General features: G+C 46.1%; 17 protein-coding genes. 15 read left to right on the forward strand and 2 right to left on the reverse strand.

The window, feature by feature from the left end:
- Positions 1-2: 2 nt before the first annotated feature.
- The 11 genes from AC0YNZ_RS14385 (at position 3) to AC0YNZ_RS14435 (ending at position 9315) form a co-directional block, all read left to right on the forward strand.
- Entirely contained in the window at positions 3-1343 is a 1341-nt protein-coding gene (locus AC0YNZ_RS14385) for a UDP-glucose dehydrogenase family protein (RefSeq protein WP_475827244.1), read from the forward strand.
- 24 nt (positions 1344-1367) lie between these two features.
- Complete coding sequence (locus AC0YNZ_RS14390) at positions 1368-2534, forward strand: nucleotidyltransferase domain-containing protein (protein WP_475827245.1); 1167 nt, start codon at positions 1368-1370, stop codon at positions 2532-2534.
- Between the two features lie 127 nt (positions 2535-2661).
- Positions 2662-3549 carry an aldolase gene (locus tag AC0YNZ_RS14395; RefSeq protein WP_475827246.1) on the forward strand — a complete coding sequence of 296 codons (888 nt, stop codon included), beginning with the start codon at positions 2662-2664 and terminating at the stop codon, positions 3547-3549.
- Complete coding sequence (locus AC0YNZ_RS14400; protein WP_475827247.1) at positions 3546-3839, forward strand: lasso peptide biosynthesis PqqD family chaperone; 294 nt, start codon at positions 3546-3548, stop codon at positions 3837-3839. The genes AC0YNZ_RS14395 and AC0YNZ_RS14400 overlap by 4 nt, the downstream gene beginning before the upstream one ends.
- Positions 3840-3907: 68 nt before the next feature.
- Positions 3908-4330 carry a lasso peptide biosynthesis B2 protein gene (locus tag AC0YNZ_RS14405; RefSeq protein ID WP_475827248.1) on the forward strand — a complete coding sequence of 141 codons (423 nt, stop codon included), beginning with the start codon at positions 3908-3910 and terminating at the stop codon, positions 4328-4330.
- 21 nt (positions 4331-4351) lie between these two features.
- Positions 4352-6157: an ABC transporter ATP-binding protein gene (locus tag AC0YNZ_RS14410; protein ID WP_475827249.1), complete on the forward strand. Its 1806-nt coding sequence runs from the start codon at positions 4352-4354 to the stop codon at positions 6155-6157.
- A gap of 39 nt (positions 6158-6196) precedes the next feature.
- The gene (locus tag AC0YNZ_RS14415; RefSeq protein ID WP_475827250.1) at positions 6197-8119 is read left to right on the forward strand and encodes an asparagine synthase-related protein; all 1923 of its coding nucleotides are present in this window, start codon (positions 6197-6199) and stop codon (positions 8117-8119) included.
- 35 nt (positions 8120-8154) lie between these two features.
- Positions 8155-8301 (forward strand): paeninodin family lasso peptide, encoded by a 147-nt coding sequence (locus AC0YNZ_RS14420; protein WP_475827251.1) that lies wholly within the window; start codon positions 8155-8157, stop codon positions 8299-8301.
- 185 nt (positions 8302-8486) lie between these two features.
- Positions 8487-8633: a paeninodin family lasso peptide gene (locus tag AC0YNZ_RS14425; protein ID WP_475827252.1), complete on the forward strand. Its 147-nt coding sequence runs from the start codon at positions 8487-8489 to the stop codon at positions 8631-8633.
- Between the two features lie 192 nt (positions 8634-8825).
- A complete protein-coding gene (locus tag AC0YNZ_RS14430) occupies positions 8826-8975 on the forward strand; it encodes a paeninodin family lasso peptide (RefSeq protein WP_110771147.1) in 150 nt (49 codons plus the stop codon).
- A gap of 190 nt (positions 8976-9165) precedes the next feature.
- Entirely contained in the window at positions 9166-9315 is a 150-nt protein-coding gene (locus AC0YNZ_RS14435) for a paeninodin family lasso peptide (RefSeq protein WP_110771147.1), read from the forward strand.
- Positions 9316-9429: 114 nt separating this feature from the next.
- Here the strand turns inward: AC0YNZ_RS14435 and AC0YNZ_RS14440 are convergent, their stop codons facing one another.
- Positions 9430-11784, reverse strand: coding sequence for a golvesin C-terminal-like domain-containing protein (locus AC0YNZ_RS14440; RefSeq protein WP_475827253.1), 2355 nt, complete (start codon positions 11782-11784; stop codon positions 9430-9432).
- Positions 11785-12619: 835 nt separating this feature from the next.
- Positions 12620-12976 carry a helix-turn-helix domain-containing protein gene (locus AC0YNZ_RS14445; RefSeq protein WP_475827254.1) on the reverse strand — a complete coding sequence of 119 codons (357 nt, stop codon included), beginning with the start codon at positions 12974-12976 and terminating at the stop codon, positions 12620-12622.
- Positions 12977-13336: 360 nt separating this feature from the next.
- Here AC0YNZ_RS14445 and AC0YNZ_RS14450 point away from each other — a divergent pair, with 360 nt between their 5' ends.
- The 4 genes from AC0YNZ_RS14450 to AC0YNZ_RS14465 all read left to right on the forward strand — a co-directional run bounded on the left by AC0YNZ_RS14450 (position 13337) and on the right by AC0YNZ_RS14465 (position 18046).
- The gene (locus tag AC0YNZ_RS14450) at positions 13337-14341 is read left to right on the forward strand and encodes a LacI family DNA-binding transcriptional regulator (protein ID WP_475827255.1); all 1005 of its coding nucleotides are present in this window, start codon (positions 13337-13339) and stop codon (positions 14339-14341) included.
- 128 nt (positions 14342-14469) lie between these two features.
- Positions 14470-15402: an ABC transporter permease gene (locus AC0YNZ_RS14455; protein ID WP_475827361.1), complete on the forward strand. Its 933-nt coding sequence runs from the start codon at positions 14470-14472 to the stop codon at positions 15400-15402.
- A 13-nt stretch (positions 15403-15415) separates the two neighbouring features.
- On the forward strand, positions 15416-16312 hold the full coding sequence (locus tag AC0YNZ_RS14460) for a carbohydrate ABC transporter permease (protein WP_110771151.1): 897 nt from the start codon (positions 15416-15418) through the stop codon (positions 16310-16312).
- Positions 16313-16414: 102 nt separating this feature from the next.
- On the forward strand, positions 16415-18046 hold the full coding sequence (locus AC0YNZ_RS14465; protein ID WP_475827256.1) for an ABC transporter substrate-binding protein: 1632 nt from the start codon (positions 16415-16417) through the stop codon (positions 18044-18046).
- The last annotated feature ends 113 nt before the right edge of the window (positions 18047-18159 follow it).

Below are 18159 nucleotides of genomic sequence, written 5' to 3' on the forward strand. Positions count from 1 at the left end.
GAATGAACATTACGGTCATTGGTACCGGATATGTCGGGCTCGTATCGGGTGTTTGTTATGCGGAGCTGGGGAATAAAGTCATCTGTGTCGACAAGGATCTTGGAAAGATCGAAACGCTGCTGGCTGGCGAGATTCCCATCTACGAGCCGGGGCTGAAGGAATTAGCGGATAAGAACCGTTCCGCCGGAAAACTCGCTTTCACAACCGATCTGACCGATGCGGTACGTCAATCGGACATTATCATTCTGGCTGTCGGAACGCCTCCGATGCCAAGCGGCGAGGCGAATATGGCCTATATCAATCAAGCCGCCCTTGATATCGCCGAAGCGATGAACGGCTATAAAATAATTGCTATAAAAAGCACGGTGCCGGTCGGCACGAACGAAAGGGTCCGTGATCTGATCCGCACCCGCACATCCGAGCCGTTCGACAGCATTTCGCTGCCGGAATTTCTGCGCGAAGGTTCTGCCGTTAAGGATACGCTGCATCCGGACCGGATCGTCATCGGTGCTGATAACCAAAGCGCAGCCGATACGATGGTCGAGCTGCATCGGCCGCTGACGGAACAAATCATCGTGACGGATATCCGCAGCGCAGAAATGATTAAATATGCGTCCAATGCTTTTCTCGCTACGAAGATTTCGTTCATCAACGAGATTGCGAACATTTGCGAGAAGGTAGGCGCAGACGTGACGAAGGTTGCGGAAGGAATGGGCTACGATAAGCGGATTGGACAGTCGTTTCTTAAAGCCGGAATCGGCTATGGAGGCTCCTGTTTTCCGAAGGATACCAGAGCCCTTATCCAAATCGCCGGTAACGTCGATTACGAGTTCAAGCTGCTGCGGTCGGTTGTGGAAGTGAATCAAGATCAACGGTTTAATGTTATCCGCAAGCTGGAGACGATCTTTAATGGCCAGTTGCGAGGCAAGACAGTCGCAGTATGGGGATTGGCCTTTAAGCCGAATACCGATGACGTACGTGATTCACCCGCGCTAGAAATCATTCAATATTTGGTAGAGAACGGCGTGAAGGTGAAAGCTTACGATCCTATTGCTATGGAAAACTTCAAGGCCTTATACGGCAAGGAAGGCGTCATATGGTGCAATGAGGCGCTCGAAACGGCACAAGATTCAGATGCGCTTTGTTTACTGACGGAATGGGATGAATTCGCGGAAGTAGATTTGAATCTGCTGCAATCCGTCATGATGCAGGCCATTCTGATCGATGGACGCAACGTGTTTAAAGAAGAAGATTTGCTCGGAACCGCATTCGTTTATTATTCCGTCGGCCGTCCGAGCCTGAATCAAGGCGTCAAACAGCAAATTCCTGTAGTGCAATTGTAATTCTAACGATAGCGGGGTTCAATCATGATTAAAGCAGAGAAAATTGATTTAAGCGATATCTCGAATGAATTATCATTTATGCTATTCATTCTACGCGACGTTCAAGTATTGGATGAGAAGACGATACGAGAATACACTTCAAATATGAAGTGGAATTCATTTTTACAGTTAACCATGCATCATCGTGTTTATCCGATTGTTTACTTGAAACTAAATCAAATCAATTCATCTCTTATTCCTGCTGACGTTATGGTTAAGCTCCGCTATCATTACAACTCTAATATTCTTAAGATGATGCAGCTAACTAAAGAGATGAATAAAATTTGCAGTAAATTATCAGACAACGGTATAGACACCCTATTGTTGAAAGGTCCCATTCTGGCGATTCAACTTTACGGAGATTTGACGCATAGGACTTCCAAAGATTTGGATATTCTGATCGATGTAGAAGATGTGGAAAGATCAGAGGAAGTCATGACACAGCTTGGCTATGAATTAGAAGAGAATCATTCATTAAATCCTAATTGGAAAAATAAGCATCACCATCTTTCCTACCGGCATAAAGAACATTCTGTGCAGATTGAACTTCACTGGCGATTAAATCCTTATTCCAAAGGTTCTCATTCATTTGATCAACTGTGGAAACGTAAAAATACAGTTCAATTATTAAATCATTCATTTCATTGCTTAGGGAATGAAGATCTGCTCTATTATCTTGCTGACCATGGCGCTAGGCATGCCTGGTTCCGATTACGCTGGTTAATGGATATTGATCGTTTAATACCTAAAATAGACAGCGAGAAAATGCATGTTTATTTTAGACAATTCGGTGGACAAGCGTTCACAGGGCAGGCTTTCATTTTAGCTTCCAATCTATTTGATTCCAATATTCCTCATTTGTTGAATGATCTGGTGGAGAATAAGAAGAATCTTCGGCTAGCGAAAACATCTTTGTTTTTTATCAAAAGAATAGTTAAATTAAACCCGGTGCCTGAGAAAAGCGTGGTTTGGCAGTATTTCCGATACAGTCTATCACTAATGACAGTAAAGCAGAGAGCAAGGTATCTATTAAATAACCTGGAACCTAACAGACAAGATATGTCGCTTCTGCCGCTATACAAACCACTTCATTTTCTCTATTTCCCTCTCCGGCCGTTTCTATGGTTTTGGAGACATATAATAAATAATTGATTTTTATAACAAAATGAGACACAAAATGCAATTTAAATGCGAATAGTATAATCATATATAAAATATATACTTTTTGCTAAATGGGGTGTTTACTTTGTTTTATTATCGATTATTCGGATTGAATATAATGAGTAGAATTTTTCTGCCTGAAGGATATGAAATACAGGGAACTAATGCAAAATTTGATGTTGAAATAGAATTAAATATTCCACAGAAAGATTACCTGGATCAATTTACATCGATGAGCTACCGCTTCGAGAATGGTCGATTTCTCTTTCATGTACCAGACACAGCCGTTTACAGCATTACATCCGGCAATCATATAATGGTAGCCCCATACCCGGGAGCAGATGAGGCGAAGATTCGGCTGTATCTGCTGGGAACCTGTATGGGCGTACTGCTGATGCAGAGAGGGATTCTACCCCTTCACGGGAGTGCTGTCGTTATTGACGAGAAGGTCTACGCGGTAGTCGGGGAATCGGGTGCTGGTAAATCGACTCTTGCCGCAGCGTTTGCTCACGCAGGATATCCATTAATGACAGATGACGTTATCGCTGTCTCCTTATCCAATGATTCGACAGCAGCTACTGTCTATCCGTCTTATCCGCAGCAGAAGCTGTGGGAGGAAAGCATCGAGCAATTAGGATTGCTTTCTCAGAACTATTCATCGATTTACCAAAGGGTTAACAAATACGCGGTGCCTATGCAGTCCCAATTTTATAGAGAGCCTCTTCCTCTCGCTGGGGTAATTGAGCTAATCAAAGGATCTGAACCAGAACCAACTATAAAAGCTTACAACAGCTTGGAAGGCCTTCATGTCTTAAATGTGCATACCTATCGAAATTCCCTTCTTCGTCTGTTGAACCTGCAGCAGTGGCAATTTCAATCCATTGCCCGGCTGGCTTCCCAGCTCCCGGTGTACCAGCTCCGCCGCCCGGTTGACGGCTTCTCTGCCTTTAACTTAGTTGATCAAATTGTTAGTCTGACCAATAAAAAGGAGGTTGTTATTTCATGAGCGCTGATATCATTACCGCTAACGAACTAGTTGTACAGTCGGATGGTTACCTGGTAAGTGAAATGAACGGGGAGAAGGTTATGCTGAGCATTGAGAATGGTAAGTACTACAATTTAGGTCAGCTCGGGGGCCGAGTGTGGGAGCTGATTGCAACCCCTGTGTCCATACAAGATATGGTGAAGCAATTAGTGACCGAGTATGAGATAGAGGCCGGTGAGTGCGAACAGCAAGTCTGCAGTTACTTGCAGCAGCTTGCATCCGAAGGACTCATTCAAGTTAGTAAGCAATAATGAAATCGTATAGGAAAGTTATAAAAAAGGTACGAAGATTTATTGCTTACCCCGCAGATTTGAAGCTGATGTTCGTAGAGGCTTATTTATACTTAGCTTGGGCCAGAGTGCTTAAGCTGCTTCCATTCGCCAAAGTAGCGCCTTCTCTTGGCGAGCATATGAGGGAGACACCATATACGAGCAATACGGAGCAGGATCTCTTACACCGTAAGGTATCCAAGGCTGTTCATGCGATGAGCCGCATCACATGGTGGGAAAGTCAGTGCTTGGTCAAAGCTATCGCGGCAATGAAGATGCTGGAGCGAAGAGGGGTCGCGAGTACGCTCTATCTGGGCAGCGGCAGGGATGAGACAGGAAAAATGATTGCTCACGCTTGGCTGCGCAGCGGTTCGTACTATGTAACCGGTAATGAAAGACTGGAGCGGTTTGCAGTCGTTGCAGTATTCGGGAAACGCACAGAAGCTACAGTTCTGTCTCCAATTGAGCGGTAATCCGCATTAGGGGTCTATCTTATGAAGGATTTATTATATTTTATACGAAAGATGCACAAGGTCTCCGGACTCCGATTGTATCTTAATATGTTCACTACAATCGTTATCAGCGGTCTGGACGGCATCGGAATCTATCTAATCGTTCCTCTGCTTAGCATTATTGGCATATTTCAAATGAATATGGACGAAGTGCCGCTTGTCTCCTCCCTGCTCACATTCATCGAGTCGTGGTCGATCGAGTTGAACTTGCCGGTCGTATTGGCGATATATGTGATGATCGTAGGGGGACAGGCGCTGCTTCAGCGAAGCCAGATCGTGTTGAACTCACGGATTCTGCAGAACTTCGTCCGTTCGCTCAGGACGGAAACATATCAGGGGCTGCTCCATGCGAAGTGGGAGTTCTTCCTCCGCAAGCGTAAGTCGGATTTTCATCATGTCATGGTTAATGAGCTTGGACGGGTCAGCTACGGCACTTCGCTCTTCCTGCAGATGGTCACGGGCATTATTTTTACGGTAATTCAAACCGCTCTGGCTTTCTGGCTGTCTCCGTTGTTAACAACAGTCGTGCTTATAAGCGGCGGGCTGCTCGCTCTATTCTCACGCAAGTTTATTAAGAAGGCGGGGCATATTGGCGATAAGACTTCGGAGCTGTCTCAGAGCTATTTTGCTGGAATAAGCGATCATTTCAACGGTATCAAGGATATTAAGAGCAACAGGCTGGAACGCTCCCATATCGATTGGTTCAACAACATGAGCAAGGAGCTGGAGAGCAACGTTGTTCAATTAGTACGAGTCAATTCTCTGTCCCAGTTCATCTACCGGATCTCTTCCATTGCTCTTATTGCCGGATTCGTCTATTTAGCTTTAGAGGTCTTTCACACGCCGGCTGAGCAATTGATTCTGGTAGTACTCATCTTCTCGCGGCTGTGGCCGAGGTTTATCGGGATTCAGTCGAATATTGAACAGCTGGCAACCAATCTTCCCGCTTTCAAAGCCATGCTTAAGCTGCAGAAGGAATATGAGCAGGAGAATGAGCTCACCTTGTCAGGCTCTTCGGAAGAAGGAAAGAACTTTCAATTGCAAGACGGAATCGAATGTAGACAAGTCAATTACCGGTACGACCCTAAAGAGCCGGTATTCGCTCTGCGAGACATTAATGTCTATATTCCTGCGAATCGCATGACGGCTATTGTGGGGATGTCCGGTGCGGGTAAAAGCACGCTGATTGATATGCTCATGGGGCTAATTCAACCGGAGAGAGGACAAGTACTGATTGACGGCGTAACGCTGAGAGAAGAGAAACAGCTTCTCTCGCTGCGGAGCTCGATCGGCTATGTGGCACAGGATCCCTTTCTCTTCAATGCGAGCATTCGGGATAACCTGAAGCTGGTAGACCCTCATGCTGGAGATACCGAACTGTGGAACGCTTTGAAGTTCTCAGCATCCGATGAATTTGTACGCATGCTGCCGAAAGGCCTGGATACGGTCATCGGTGACCGGGGCATTCGGTTGTCCGGGGGAGAACGGCAGCGTATTGTGCTCGCAAGAGCTATATTGAAGCGTCCTTCCATCCTTGTGCTGGATGAAGCGACGAGCGCGCTTGACAGCGAGAATGAACGGCTGATTCAAGAGGCGCTTGACCGTCTTAAGGGAAGCATGACGATTATTGTCATTGCCCACCGATTGTCGACCATCCGCAATGCGGATCAGGTCATTGTCATAGAGCAGGGCGAGGTTATTCAGCAAGGCGGCTATAAGCAGCTGTCTCAAGAGGCCAAAGGAAAGTTTAGACAACTGCTCAACTATCAAACAGGCATCAACAGTTAGGAAAGTGTAATGAAGTATTAGTCGATGGGATGTGATTGCATGAGCGTTATTGCCGGTGTTATACAATTCGATAGGCCTCTGCATCCATCTGATGGTACTGCAGATTTCATGGAAGCTGTGCAGCATTTTCCCGGAGATGGTTTTGAAACATGGGAGGATGCGTCGGCTCTTCTCGGCTGCCGGTCTCAATGGATCACGCCGGAATCGGTTAATGAACGGCTTCCTTTTCGGGATGAGCAATCCGGACTGGTTATAACCGCTGATGCAATCATTGACAATCGCGGGCAATTGTTCGAGCAGCTCGGGATAAGGCGAGACAGAAGAAGCGAGATAACTGACAGTGAGCTTATTCTGCTGGCTTATCGCAAATGGGGCCCAGAGACACCGCGGTATCTAATCGGAGATTTCGCCTTCGTAATATGGGATGCAAGCAGAAAGCTGCTGTATGGGGCGAGAGATCAGCTTGCCAGCAGAACACTGTATTATCACCTCAGTTCGAATCAATTCTCGTTCTGCAGTGTAATCCATCCTTTATTCTCCCTAGCGGGAATAGATAAGAGACTATGCGAAACGAGATTTGCCGAATTTTTGGCGATACCGACGCTCTTAGATGCTGTCGATGTCCATACGACCTATTACGCAGATATTTTGCAGCTGCCTCCGGCACACACTTTTACATTGCAAGAGGGTAAGCTTACGGTTGCAAAGTATGGTTCATTAATGCCGGAAGAGAGCCTAACCTTAAGCTCTGATGACGAATATGTGGAGGCCTTCCAGGAAATTTACCAAGAATCGATTCGTTCCAGACTGCGTACCTTCAAGCAGGTGGGAGTCACCTTAAGCGGGGGACTCGATTCTGGTTCGGTTTCAGGGTTCGCAGCGAGGATGCTCGCCAAGGAAGGCAAGAGCTTACAAGCCTTCAGCTATATTCCAGAGCGGGATTTCATCGATTGGACGCCCAGAAGCATGTTTGCGGATGAAAGTCCTTATATTCAGTCCATAGTCGATTATGTAGGAAATATTAAGGCTAACTTCTTGGACTTTCCGCGGAAAAGTCCTTTTACTGAGATTGATCAATGGATTGATAGTTTAGAAGGACCTTACAAAAATTTCGAAAATGCATTCTGGGTAAAAGGCATTCATGAAGAAGCGGCGCATCAAGGAGTAGGTGTCTTGCTTACAGGCGCGAGAGGGAATTACTCCATATCCTGGGGTTCTGCTGTCGGTTATTACAGCTTGCTGCTGAAGAAGCTTCAATGGCTCCAATTATACCGTGAGATTACAATGTATGGCAGACAACTGGGCACCGGTCGGAAACGAATCGTTCGCGCTATTAGGCAGCAGACTTTTCCGGAAAGAGTATCTCCTTTTCAACCGGGAGTACCTTCTATCATTGGACCTGATTTTGCAAGGAACTCCGGGGTATTCGATAAGCTATCGCAGTATGATGTAGGTTTGCGGGAGTCTACCTATCAAATGCTGAGGGAACGCGAGGATTATTTCAACAACCAGGCGGTTCTAAGCATGCAGGGCACCATTTCGGCGAAGTCATCTTATCGACTCGGAATATGGGAACGGGATGCAACCAGCGATTTACGCCTTGTCAAGTTTTGTCTGTCGATCCCCGTGGAGCAATATGTTAAGAATGGCTACGGGCGTTCTCTTATCCGTAGAGCGACCGAGAATATTCTGCCTGACAAAGTTCGATTGAATCAGCGAACACGAGGCGTTCAAGGCATGGATTGGGTGCATCGGATTATTCCCCGGTGGCCGTCTATAGAAGAAGAGCTTCGTACGCTGTGCAGGGATGAGCAGACTTCCCACTATCTGAACTTGACGCAAGTGAAGGAATCGATGAGCAAGGTAGGTTCGGCCATTAAGCCGGAGCAGGCAGATGACCCTCACTTAAAGTTACTTATGCGCAGCTTGATTGCTTATCGTTTTCTCAAAAGGCTGCAATAGGAATACGAACTGCACTTGAGAGGAGGTGAAGTATAGTGGAGAAGAAACAATGGACAGCACTTTCCCTGGAAGTGATGAATGTATCAGAGACTATGGCAGGTTTTGGTGTTGCGAAAATGGACTTTACTTATGTTGACGGCAAGCTCGTTGACATCGACGTTTATGATTCCTATGATTCCTAGGATTCATCGTACTTAACTGATAAACCAGAAAACACCGTAGAGGATTACAGCATAAGTTGTGCCTTTACGGTGAGTTCTGCTAGCCCGGAGGCATACATCATTTTTATGCGCTGCTTGATTGCTTATCGTTTTCTCAAACGGCTGCAATAGGAATACGAACTGCACTTGAGAGGAGGTGAAGTATAGTGGAGAAAAAACAATGGTCAGCACTTTCACTGGAAGTGATGAATGTATCGGAGACAATGGCAGGTTGGGGTATTGCAAAAATGGACTTTACTTATGTTGACGGCAAGCTCGTAGACATCGACGTTTATGATTCCTATGATTCCTAGGATTCATGTACTTAACTGAAAAACCAGAAAGCACCGTAGAGGATTACAGCATAAGTTGTGCCTTTACGGTGCCTTTTTGTGTTCTGCTTGCCCGGAGGCACACATCCTTTTTATGCGCAGCTTGATTGCCTATCGTTTTCTCAACCCGCTTCAATAGGAATACGAACTGCACTTGAAAGGAGGTGAAGTGTAATGGAGAAAAAACAATGGACAGCCCTTTCCCTGGAAGTGATGCATGTATCAGAGACAATGGCAGGATTTGGTATTTCGAAACTGGACTTTACTTATGTTGACGGCAAGCTCGTTGACATAGACGTCTATGATGATGTCTATGGTTCCTAGGATTCATCGTATTTAACTGATGCACGAGAAAGCACCGTAGAGATCACAGCTTATATTGTACCTTTACGGTTCTTTTGTGCTCTGCTTGCCCGGAGGCACACATCCTTTTTATGCGCAGCTTGATTGCCTATCATTTTCTCAACCGGCTTCAATAGGAATTCGAACTGCACTTGAAAGGAGGTGAAGTGTAATGGAGAAAAAACAATGGACAGCCCTTTCCCTGGAAGTGATGCATGTATCAGAGACAATGGCAGGCTTTGGTATTTCGAAACTGGACTTTACTTATGTTGACGGCAAGCTCGTTGACATAGACGTCTATGATGATGTCTATGGTTCCTAGGATTTAAACTTTCGCGAAACAAAGCGAAAATCGGCTCTTGATCGCATCCCCATTGCGATTGAGCCGATTTTCGTTCTTCTCTGAATTTCTTTAAACAGCTAATTGGATGCGCTTTCAGTCCGGCGAAACCATGATGTTATCGAAAACAGCCGTCTGATCGTACGTCCGCAAACCGATGTACCCGCTGGTCAAGCTGGAGTCGCTAACGCTGATTTTTTTCACGCCGTTCACGTAACCTTTAAGTGAACTTCCTTTCATCTCCAGCTTAAGCAAATACCAAGTGCCGGGAGTGGCTGTCAGATTCGCTTCCCCAAGATTGGTCCAAATACTGCCTACTTGTTTGTACAGTTGGATTTTATTCATATTGAAATTGATGCGCAGGGTGTACTTGTTAGAGAAATCGGAATTTGCCCGGGCAACCAAGCCGGCAGAAGCGTTGGCCAGATTATTGTTATACGCTTTAACGGCTGCGGTTATGGTGGCGTTGGAGTAGGTCGAACCGGTAACCGTTTCGGCAATGCCCGTGCCCGATTGTTTCAATACTTTATTGGAGACGTCAATGGTGTCGCCACTCACGTCGCTCGTTAAGGACCAACTGCCGCTCAATGAGGTCCAGTTGCCTGAACTGTTATTTTGGAAGCCGTCACCAAAATATTGCGGTTGGAGCATAACCGCATCAGCTCTGTAGTTGAAACCGCTTCCTACGGCCATCAACTTCACAAATTCTTCCGGCCCGCCGGCGAAGTACACTGTATCAATCAAACGCCAACGTCCATCCGCTATGGTTGTCTGGTCGATTGATACAGTGTTCATCACCCCATTGTGATAGATATTATACTGAGCATTCATCGCCGAATTAATATTGTACGGATATCGGACATACACATTGTAGTATCCCGGCGCCGAAATGTTCGGCTTCCACATTGCCGTACTTCCGACAGCACTGCTGTAACGGGAGCTGCCCCCATAGCTGCCGCCCAGCGTACTAGTCCCCCATGATCCCGTCTCGGTATAGCCGCTGCTTTCTTCATCGAGGATGATCCCGCTATTCGCCTTAATTGGGCCGATGATGTTGGAATACGGGGAATACGAACCTTGCACATTTTTCGCTTTCACCCTGTAGTAATAGCTTGTGCCGTCATTAGCAGAAGTATCGTCGAAAATCGGTACGGTAAACGAATGATGGCGTGGTGTGGCAATATCGTCCGTTACGCCGCTGCCGACTGCTGTCCATGGACCGGAAGAACTTGTCGAACGTTCAACGTCATAAGAGCTCGCTCCCGAGACACCCATCCAGGAGAGGGTATGCACGGAATCGACAGGGAACATAACAGGCGCATCCGGTATCGGCCAAGGTGGAACGGTTGAACCTTTTATCGAATACGCATACGTACGCAGCAAATTGATGATGGTCGATTCGTTCGCCCAATCGCCGGTTGCGAAACCGGGATAGCGCAAATAGGACCAATCTGTTGTAGTTTTTTGGGGAAGAGGCCAATGCCATCCGCCCATCTTGTGATGGTACATGCTGCCCCAGTACATCGCTCCCGTCGTTCCATTGCTCTGAACGACGTCCAGCAGTTGTTCGGTTTTCGTGGGGGAGTAGTCGCCGAATTCGCCAATAATCAATGCTTTTTTTCCTTTGGTTTTATTTCTCCACTCATTGAGTTTTGAAACCATATCGACATTGTGGTATTCGTAAATGTGCGGATCAATGATATCGATATGGTTGTCGTTCAGCGCATTGGTCTTTATTCCCTGTGCCCGAACATATCCTCCATCGGCTAAAAGGTGATTGGAATCAATGCTCTTTACATAAGCAGCCATTTCGCTTACCCAGCTATCCGTGGAGAAAAGTTCGTTTCCCAGCTGCCATGCCAGAATGGCTTTATCGTTTTTGTACTGTACACCTGTATACGTATTGGTTCGATTAATCACATAATTAATGAAATTTTTGAAGTCCTGCTTCACGGTCGGATCACTCCAAAAATCATTTGCCGTTTTCCCTCTGAAAGCTGCCCATTCGGCAACCCCTCCGTTGTAGTTGTGAGTGTCCACGAACGGCACAATAAGCCGAATATTGTACTGGTTTGCCAATTGAAGAATCTTGTCCAGTATCTTGAATGAACCTTCATTATAATCGCCGGGCCCCATTACATGGCGTATCGTTTCTACTGGATCGCTGCTCTTTTTCACCTCAAACGTATACAAGCGGATAACGTTAATCCCTGAGCTGCCGGCCGCGCGCATCGCATCCTCGATCTCCGTCGGATCAGTCCATGCTCTATTCAATAAAGGGGCGTTGGTTCCGATAAAACGAAAGGTGACCGTCCCCTCCATCAACGTATCTCCGCTGCGCGTGATAAAGTCTGTGAATCCCGCTTGAGCCCGAACAGGCCACAAGTTGAAGAGGCAATTGAACGTAAGCAGCAAAACGGTCAAGGTGACGAGTTTTAGCCATTTGTTCATGCCATTATTCCTCCTTATTATTTGTACTTGTCAATCAATATGAACGCATCTCCAGAACTGGCTATATTAAAGGGCGCATCCCCCCCCTTAGTTGAATTTATGAAAACGGATACATAATCATACCTGTTTAGAAATATATAGAAACATCCGTTTGACCCACGTATATACATAGCGGGTTGTCGAGATGTACTAATCCGTATGGCAAGCGCTTTCAAAACTTGATAGCGAATCGGGAATGGATGCTTTTTCGGATAATGGAAGAGAGAGGCTGTTGAATCGCAATCTTAGGGTACAATTTAGAAACATCCGTCTGACCCGCGTATTCACATAGTGGTCTGCGGAGATGTACTAATCCGTACAGCAAGCGCTTTCAAGATTAGACTGCGAATCGGGAATGGGTGCTTTTTCGGATAAAGAGGAGAGAGGCTGCTGAATCGCAATCTTGGGTACAATTTAGAAACATCCTTCTGACCCGCGTATTCACATAGAAGGCTTGGCCGAGATGTTCTAATCCGAACGGCAAGCGCTTTCAAAGCTTGACTGCGAATCGGGAATGGGTGCTTTTTCGGATAAGGGAGGAGAGAGGCTGCTGAATCGCAATCTTGGAGTACAGTGATGATACAGTCGACATACATGTAAAAGAGGTCAGTTAATGGTATGAATGATCTTTAACTGTTCTGTTTCATATCTAGTGATAAGAGCCGCACCTACGGCGAAAGAGTTCGCGGTCTCATCGATACTCGTGCCAGTTCCGCACAATAAACCACATTCATGTTATATACTACGAAAAAGAAGAAATTTAGAAGATAATAGTAGGAAAGAGTTAGAGAGCGGTTTATTCTTCTTTGGGTAAAGTCCGGTCGCGGAGTACGCGCTCGAGCAAGTTGCGTATCAAATTCAGATCGTCCCTTTCAAGAGGTACTCCATCCCAATGAAGCTGTTCAACATTCAAATATTCCTTAGCATTATGGTTGAGCTCGCTTGGAGGCTCCGGATAATCCGTAAGCCCTAGAAGATAATCGGCGGATGTACGCAGATTGCGCGAGATCGTCTGGATGGATTCGATCGTCGGCTGACGGTAACCGGATTCATAGCCCGCATATGTGCTTTTGGCAACTCCTAAGTAATCGGCCACTTCCTGCATGGTCAATTTCCTCGTTTTACGCAGCTGCTTCAGGCGCTTTGCGAACATGATGATCCTCCCCTCTCCGATATCTTCATATGCCATACTTTTTGTAAGGCAAATGCCCACATTATTATAGCATGTTTACCATTTGCATGTACAAGCAGATTGTTAGCCGGTGCGATAGTTTTTGAGTCATTGCCATTATGGAGCGATATCGAACAAATTTTCCGGGAAATACTCCTGTTACTTGAAAGCGTTCTCCCAACTTTTACATTATACTCCAACTGCGTCAATTCGGATAGAATAGGGAATAATTATTATGATGTAAATCAACAAAAAAAATCGCTTGACGCGCCTAATGTAAGCGTTTATAATTCTAAGTAATCGATTACGTAAACGATTACATAAAGAGGGGAGGTTGAGCTAATGAGCATCAAGGAAGTGGCTAAAAGAGCCAATGTATCGACCGCCACCGTATCCCATGTGATCAACGGAACCCGTTATGTTGCCAATGAAACCAAGACGAGAGTGCTTGAGGTTATGAAAGAGCTGAAGTATCATCCGAACAGCGTCGCAAGAAGTTTGCGCAGCAAGCAATCTAAGATTATTGGCCTTATGGTGCCGATTCTGCCGAATGATACGTCGAGCTTTTTCTTTATGTCCGTTGCCCAAGGGATTGAGAGCGTTCTTATGGAGAAAGGATATAGCTTGTTTCTCAGTAACTCCAAGGATGATATTACAACCGAGCAGGAACAGGTTAAAGTATTCAATTCTCAATTGATCGACGGCTTGATCATGGCGCCGACCTACGAGGATCATACCTATCTCGATTCACTTATGACGGATGCTTATCCGGTTGTCTTTATTGATAGGAAACCAAAAGATGCGCAAGGAGACTGCGTGCTGACGGAAGGGGCTAACGGCGCTAATGAAGCGGTCGCTCATTTGATTAGCAGAGGGCATACTCGTATCGGATTCGTTACGGGCTCGCTGGGATTAACGACAAGCGATGAACGATTGGCCGGCTACAAAAAAGCGCTTACGGATAACGGTATAGAGGTGGACGAGCAACTCATTCAAGTCGCAGACAGCAGTTTTTCCAGCTTTGACAGCGGATACCGGTTAACGGAGGCCTTAATCTCCAAACACCAGATTACCGCGCTATTCGTAGCAAACAATGTCATGACGATGGGCTCGCTGCATTATTTGCAAGAACATAACATTCAAGTGCCAAACGATATTGCCATCATCGGATTTGATGATTACGAATGGGCCAAAATAACAAGACCCGCGCTTTCGATGGTGAAGCAGCCGTCATTTGAATTAGGAGAGACAGCCGCCAGAATTTTGCTTGAGCGCATTGAACAGCCTGATGACGAATACAAGGAAGTACGGCTGCCAACGGAATTGATCATTAGAGGTTCTTCTTGAGGATAGAAGAGCCTCTCCATTAAAGAAAAAATGAACGAAATTCATGCCAGCTTTAACGTAAACGATTACGTAGGCAAATGAAAGGTGGAAATAAGATGAAAACGGCAAGCTCGGATATTGTGCGGCCGATGAAGGAAAGAGCGGTGGCAAGGTCGGCAAATCATACTTGGGTGAAGATTAAGCAAAATTATGAGCTGTATCTGTTCATTCTGCCGGTCGTGCTCGTATATGCCATTTTCAAATATTATCCGATGTATGGCGTCCAGATCGCGTTTAAAAACTTTAGAGCGAGCAAAGGAATTTGGGGTAGCGATTGGGTCGGCTTTGATCATTTCATGCGATTTTTCGAGGCATACAACTTTTGGCCGATTATGGAAAATACGATTTTGCTGAGCGTGTATTCGTTGATCTTCGGTTTTCCGATTCCGATCCTAGTCGCTCTGATGCTGAATCAGATGCTCGCTAAAAGGTATAAGAGTTTTGTTCAAACGGTCATTTATGCACCGCATTTTATTTCTACAGTCGTGCTGGTAGGGATGCTGAATGTATTTCTGTCTCCGAACAGCGGAATAGTCAACCATATTATTACGTTTTTCGGCGGCGACCCGGTTTTGTTCATGGCAAACGAGGGCTGGTTCCGACCGCTGTATGTTCTATCGGGCATTTGGCAGGAAACGGGCTTTGCGACCATTATATACTTGGCTGCTTTGGCCGGCGTCAATCCTGAGCTCCATGAGGCAGCCGTTATGGACGGCGCAAGTAAATGGAAGCGGGTTAAGCACGTAGACATTCCGAGCATTATGCCGACGATCATCATCCTGATGGTGCTTGCGGTAGGAAATATTATGAGCGTGGGCTTCGAGAAAGCGTTCCTCATGCAAAGCGATCTCAATTATGGAGCATCCAATATTATTCCAACCTATGTGTACGAGCTGGGAATTCAGAAGGCGCAATACAGCTTATCTGCCGCAATTGGATTGTTTAATGCCATCATTAACGTGGTGCTGCTCGTAACGGTTAACCGTGTCGCGAAAAAACTGACGGAAACAAGCTTGTGGTAGGGGGCGGGAAGAGATGAATGCGCTGTTAAAAAGAAAAACCAAGGGCGATTTGCTGTTTGATGTAATCAATTACACGGTTTTGACGATTGGGATGCTGCTCATTCTATACCCGTTATACTTTGTCTTGATCGCATCCTTCAGCGATCCGAACCGGATATTCTCGGGAGAGATTTGGTTATTCCCGAAAGGACTTACTTTAGACGGCTATGACCGGATATTTAAAGATGCAATGATCTGGATTGGCTACGGCAACTCGCTCCTGTACGCGGTTGTTGGAACGGCCATCAGCGTCACGCTAACATTGCTGGCTGCCTATCCGCTAGCGCGCAAAGATTTTGTCGGCAGAGGCTTGTTTATGTGGTTCTTCATGTTCACGATGTTTTTCAGCGGCGGGTTAATTCCAACCTATCTGTTAATCAAAGATTTGAACATGCTTAATACAATATGGGCGCTGGTTTTGCCGGGTGCTGCCGGGGTGTTCAATATTATTATCGTTCGCACCTTCTTCCAGAGCACGATTCCCGATGAAATGCGCGAGGCGGCCTTTATCGACGGCTGCAGCAACACGAGGTTCTTTGTCAGTATGGTGCTTCCGCTCTCCAAGCCTATTATTGCGGTCATGGTGCTGTATCACGTAGTCGGGTTTTGGAACGGTTTTTTTGACGCTATGATTTATTTGAACGAAGAGACGAAATTCCCTCTGCAGCTGGTGCTGCGAAACATCCTTGTTCAAAATCAGGTCAATTCCAGCATGATGATCGACGTAGAGTCCTATGCCGCAAAGCTGCGGGTAACGGAGTTGATCAAATACGGCGTCATTATTATAGCCAGTCTTCCGCTGCTCGTCTTGTATCCGTTTCTGCAGCGCTACTTCGTTAAAGGTGTCATGATTGGCTCGATTAAAGGTTAATCGAGATTATTCCTTGGTTATCGCCGGGCTCTGTAACACCGCGGATCAGACCCGGATGATGATAGATAAATAAATATATTTCATTAAGGGAGGATTACTAATATGAAAAAGGCAGGGTCTGTTACAGTAAGTCTTCTACTCGCTGCAAGCCTAATGCTCTCCGCTTGCGCGAACAACAAAGCGAATCAAGAAACGAATAACAGCAAGGAAACGGGCAACAAGCCGCAGGAGGAAAGCTTTAATAAAGAGGGTCTCCCGATTGTGAAAGACAAAATTAATCTTACGATTGTATCTCCGAAGGCCCAGCTGGCGCCCGAGTATAACGAGATGGAAATTTTCAAACGTCTGGAGACAGATACAAACGTTCATATTGAATGGAATAATATTCCGGATACCGATTATTTGGAGAAGAAAAATTTGCTTCTGGCCAGCGGCGATCTGCCTGACGCCTTCTACAACTCGCAATTTACCGATTATGAATTGATCACATACGGCGAGGATGGAACGATTATTCCACTGGAGGATTTAATTGATCAATATGCGCCCAACCTGAAGAAGCTATTAGAAGAAAGACCGGATATTAAAGCGGCCATTACCGCTCCGAACGGTCATATCTATGGACTTCCTGCGTGGGAGGAGAATGAACTGGGCACGAATCCGTTCTTCCACGTGATCAATACGCAGTGGCTGGATAAGCTCGGCCTCAAATTCCCGGAAACGCTTGATGAATACACAAATGCGCTCGTTGCCTTCAAGACAAAGGATCCAAACGGCAATGGCAAAGCTGATGAAATTCCGCTGAGCTTTATGCATATGCAGTGGTGCATGGATATTGCCGGTCTGTTCGGCGCATTCGGCTTGCCTGACAACCTGGAGCACCGCATCGTAAGGGACGGCAAAGTTATTTTCACGGCTACTCAGCCGGAATATAAAGAGGCATTGAAATATTTTAACGAAAAATGGTATAAGCAGGGCTTGATCGATCCGGAATCGTTCACGCAGGATGCTCCGCAATATTTGGCTAAAGGCAAGACGGCTGATGAGACGCTTGGTTCTTATGTTTGGTGGGAAATCGAAGAGGTTGTAGGTACTGACCGTGCCAAAGATTATGCGCTCGTTCCTCCTCTTACCGGTCCGACCGGCAAAAAAACCATCGGCAGAGGCAATGGCGGCGGTCCGGGAAGAAACGCTTTCGTCATTACGAGCGAAAACGAAAATCCTGAAGTGACGATGCGCTGGATTGATCAGCAGTATGAGCCTTATATGGCCGCTCAAATCCATTGGGGTCCGATCGGCGTGATCTATGAAAAGGATGCGAATGGCAAGCTTGTGAACCTGCCGCTTGCGGAAGGCGTATCGATGGGCGAATTCCGTCAGAAGGTTGCGCCAAACGGTGCCGGCGTCGTTACGAAGGAACATTTCAAAACGATTGTAGACATGGAGCCTCGCGCACAGCAGCGCAAGAAGGATTTGGAGAACGTTTACGATCCGTTCATGGAGAAACAAAACTATCCAACGATCTTCTTCCTGCCGGAGGAGCTGGATACGATCAATCAGATCGAACCGGAATTGCTCAAATACGTGAATACGCAAAGAGCTAAATTCATCGTCGACGGCGTGAATGACGCGGATTGGAACAGCTTTGTGAAAACCGTGGAGGATATGGGGCTGAGCAAGCTGATGGCCTTGTATCAAACTGCGCTTGACCGTTATAACGAAGCACAAAAAGGATAACGGAGGCAGCCATTCTCTCGGTGGCAATAGCAATTCTATCAACGGCATGACGGAACCTTCTGCGGAATGTTCCGTCTGCTCTTATAAATAAACATTGATTGAATAGAGGAGAG

Source organism: Paenibacillus sp. J2L1-98 (assembly GCF_056269405.1).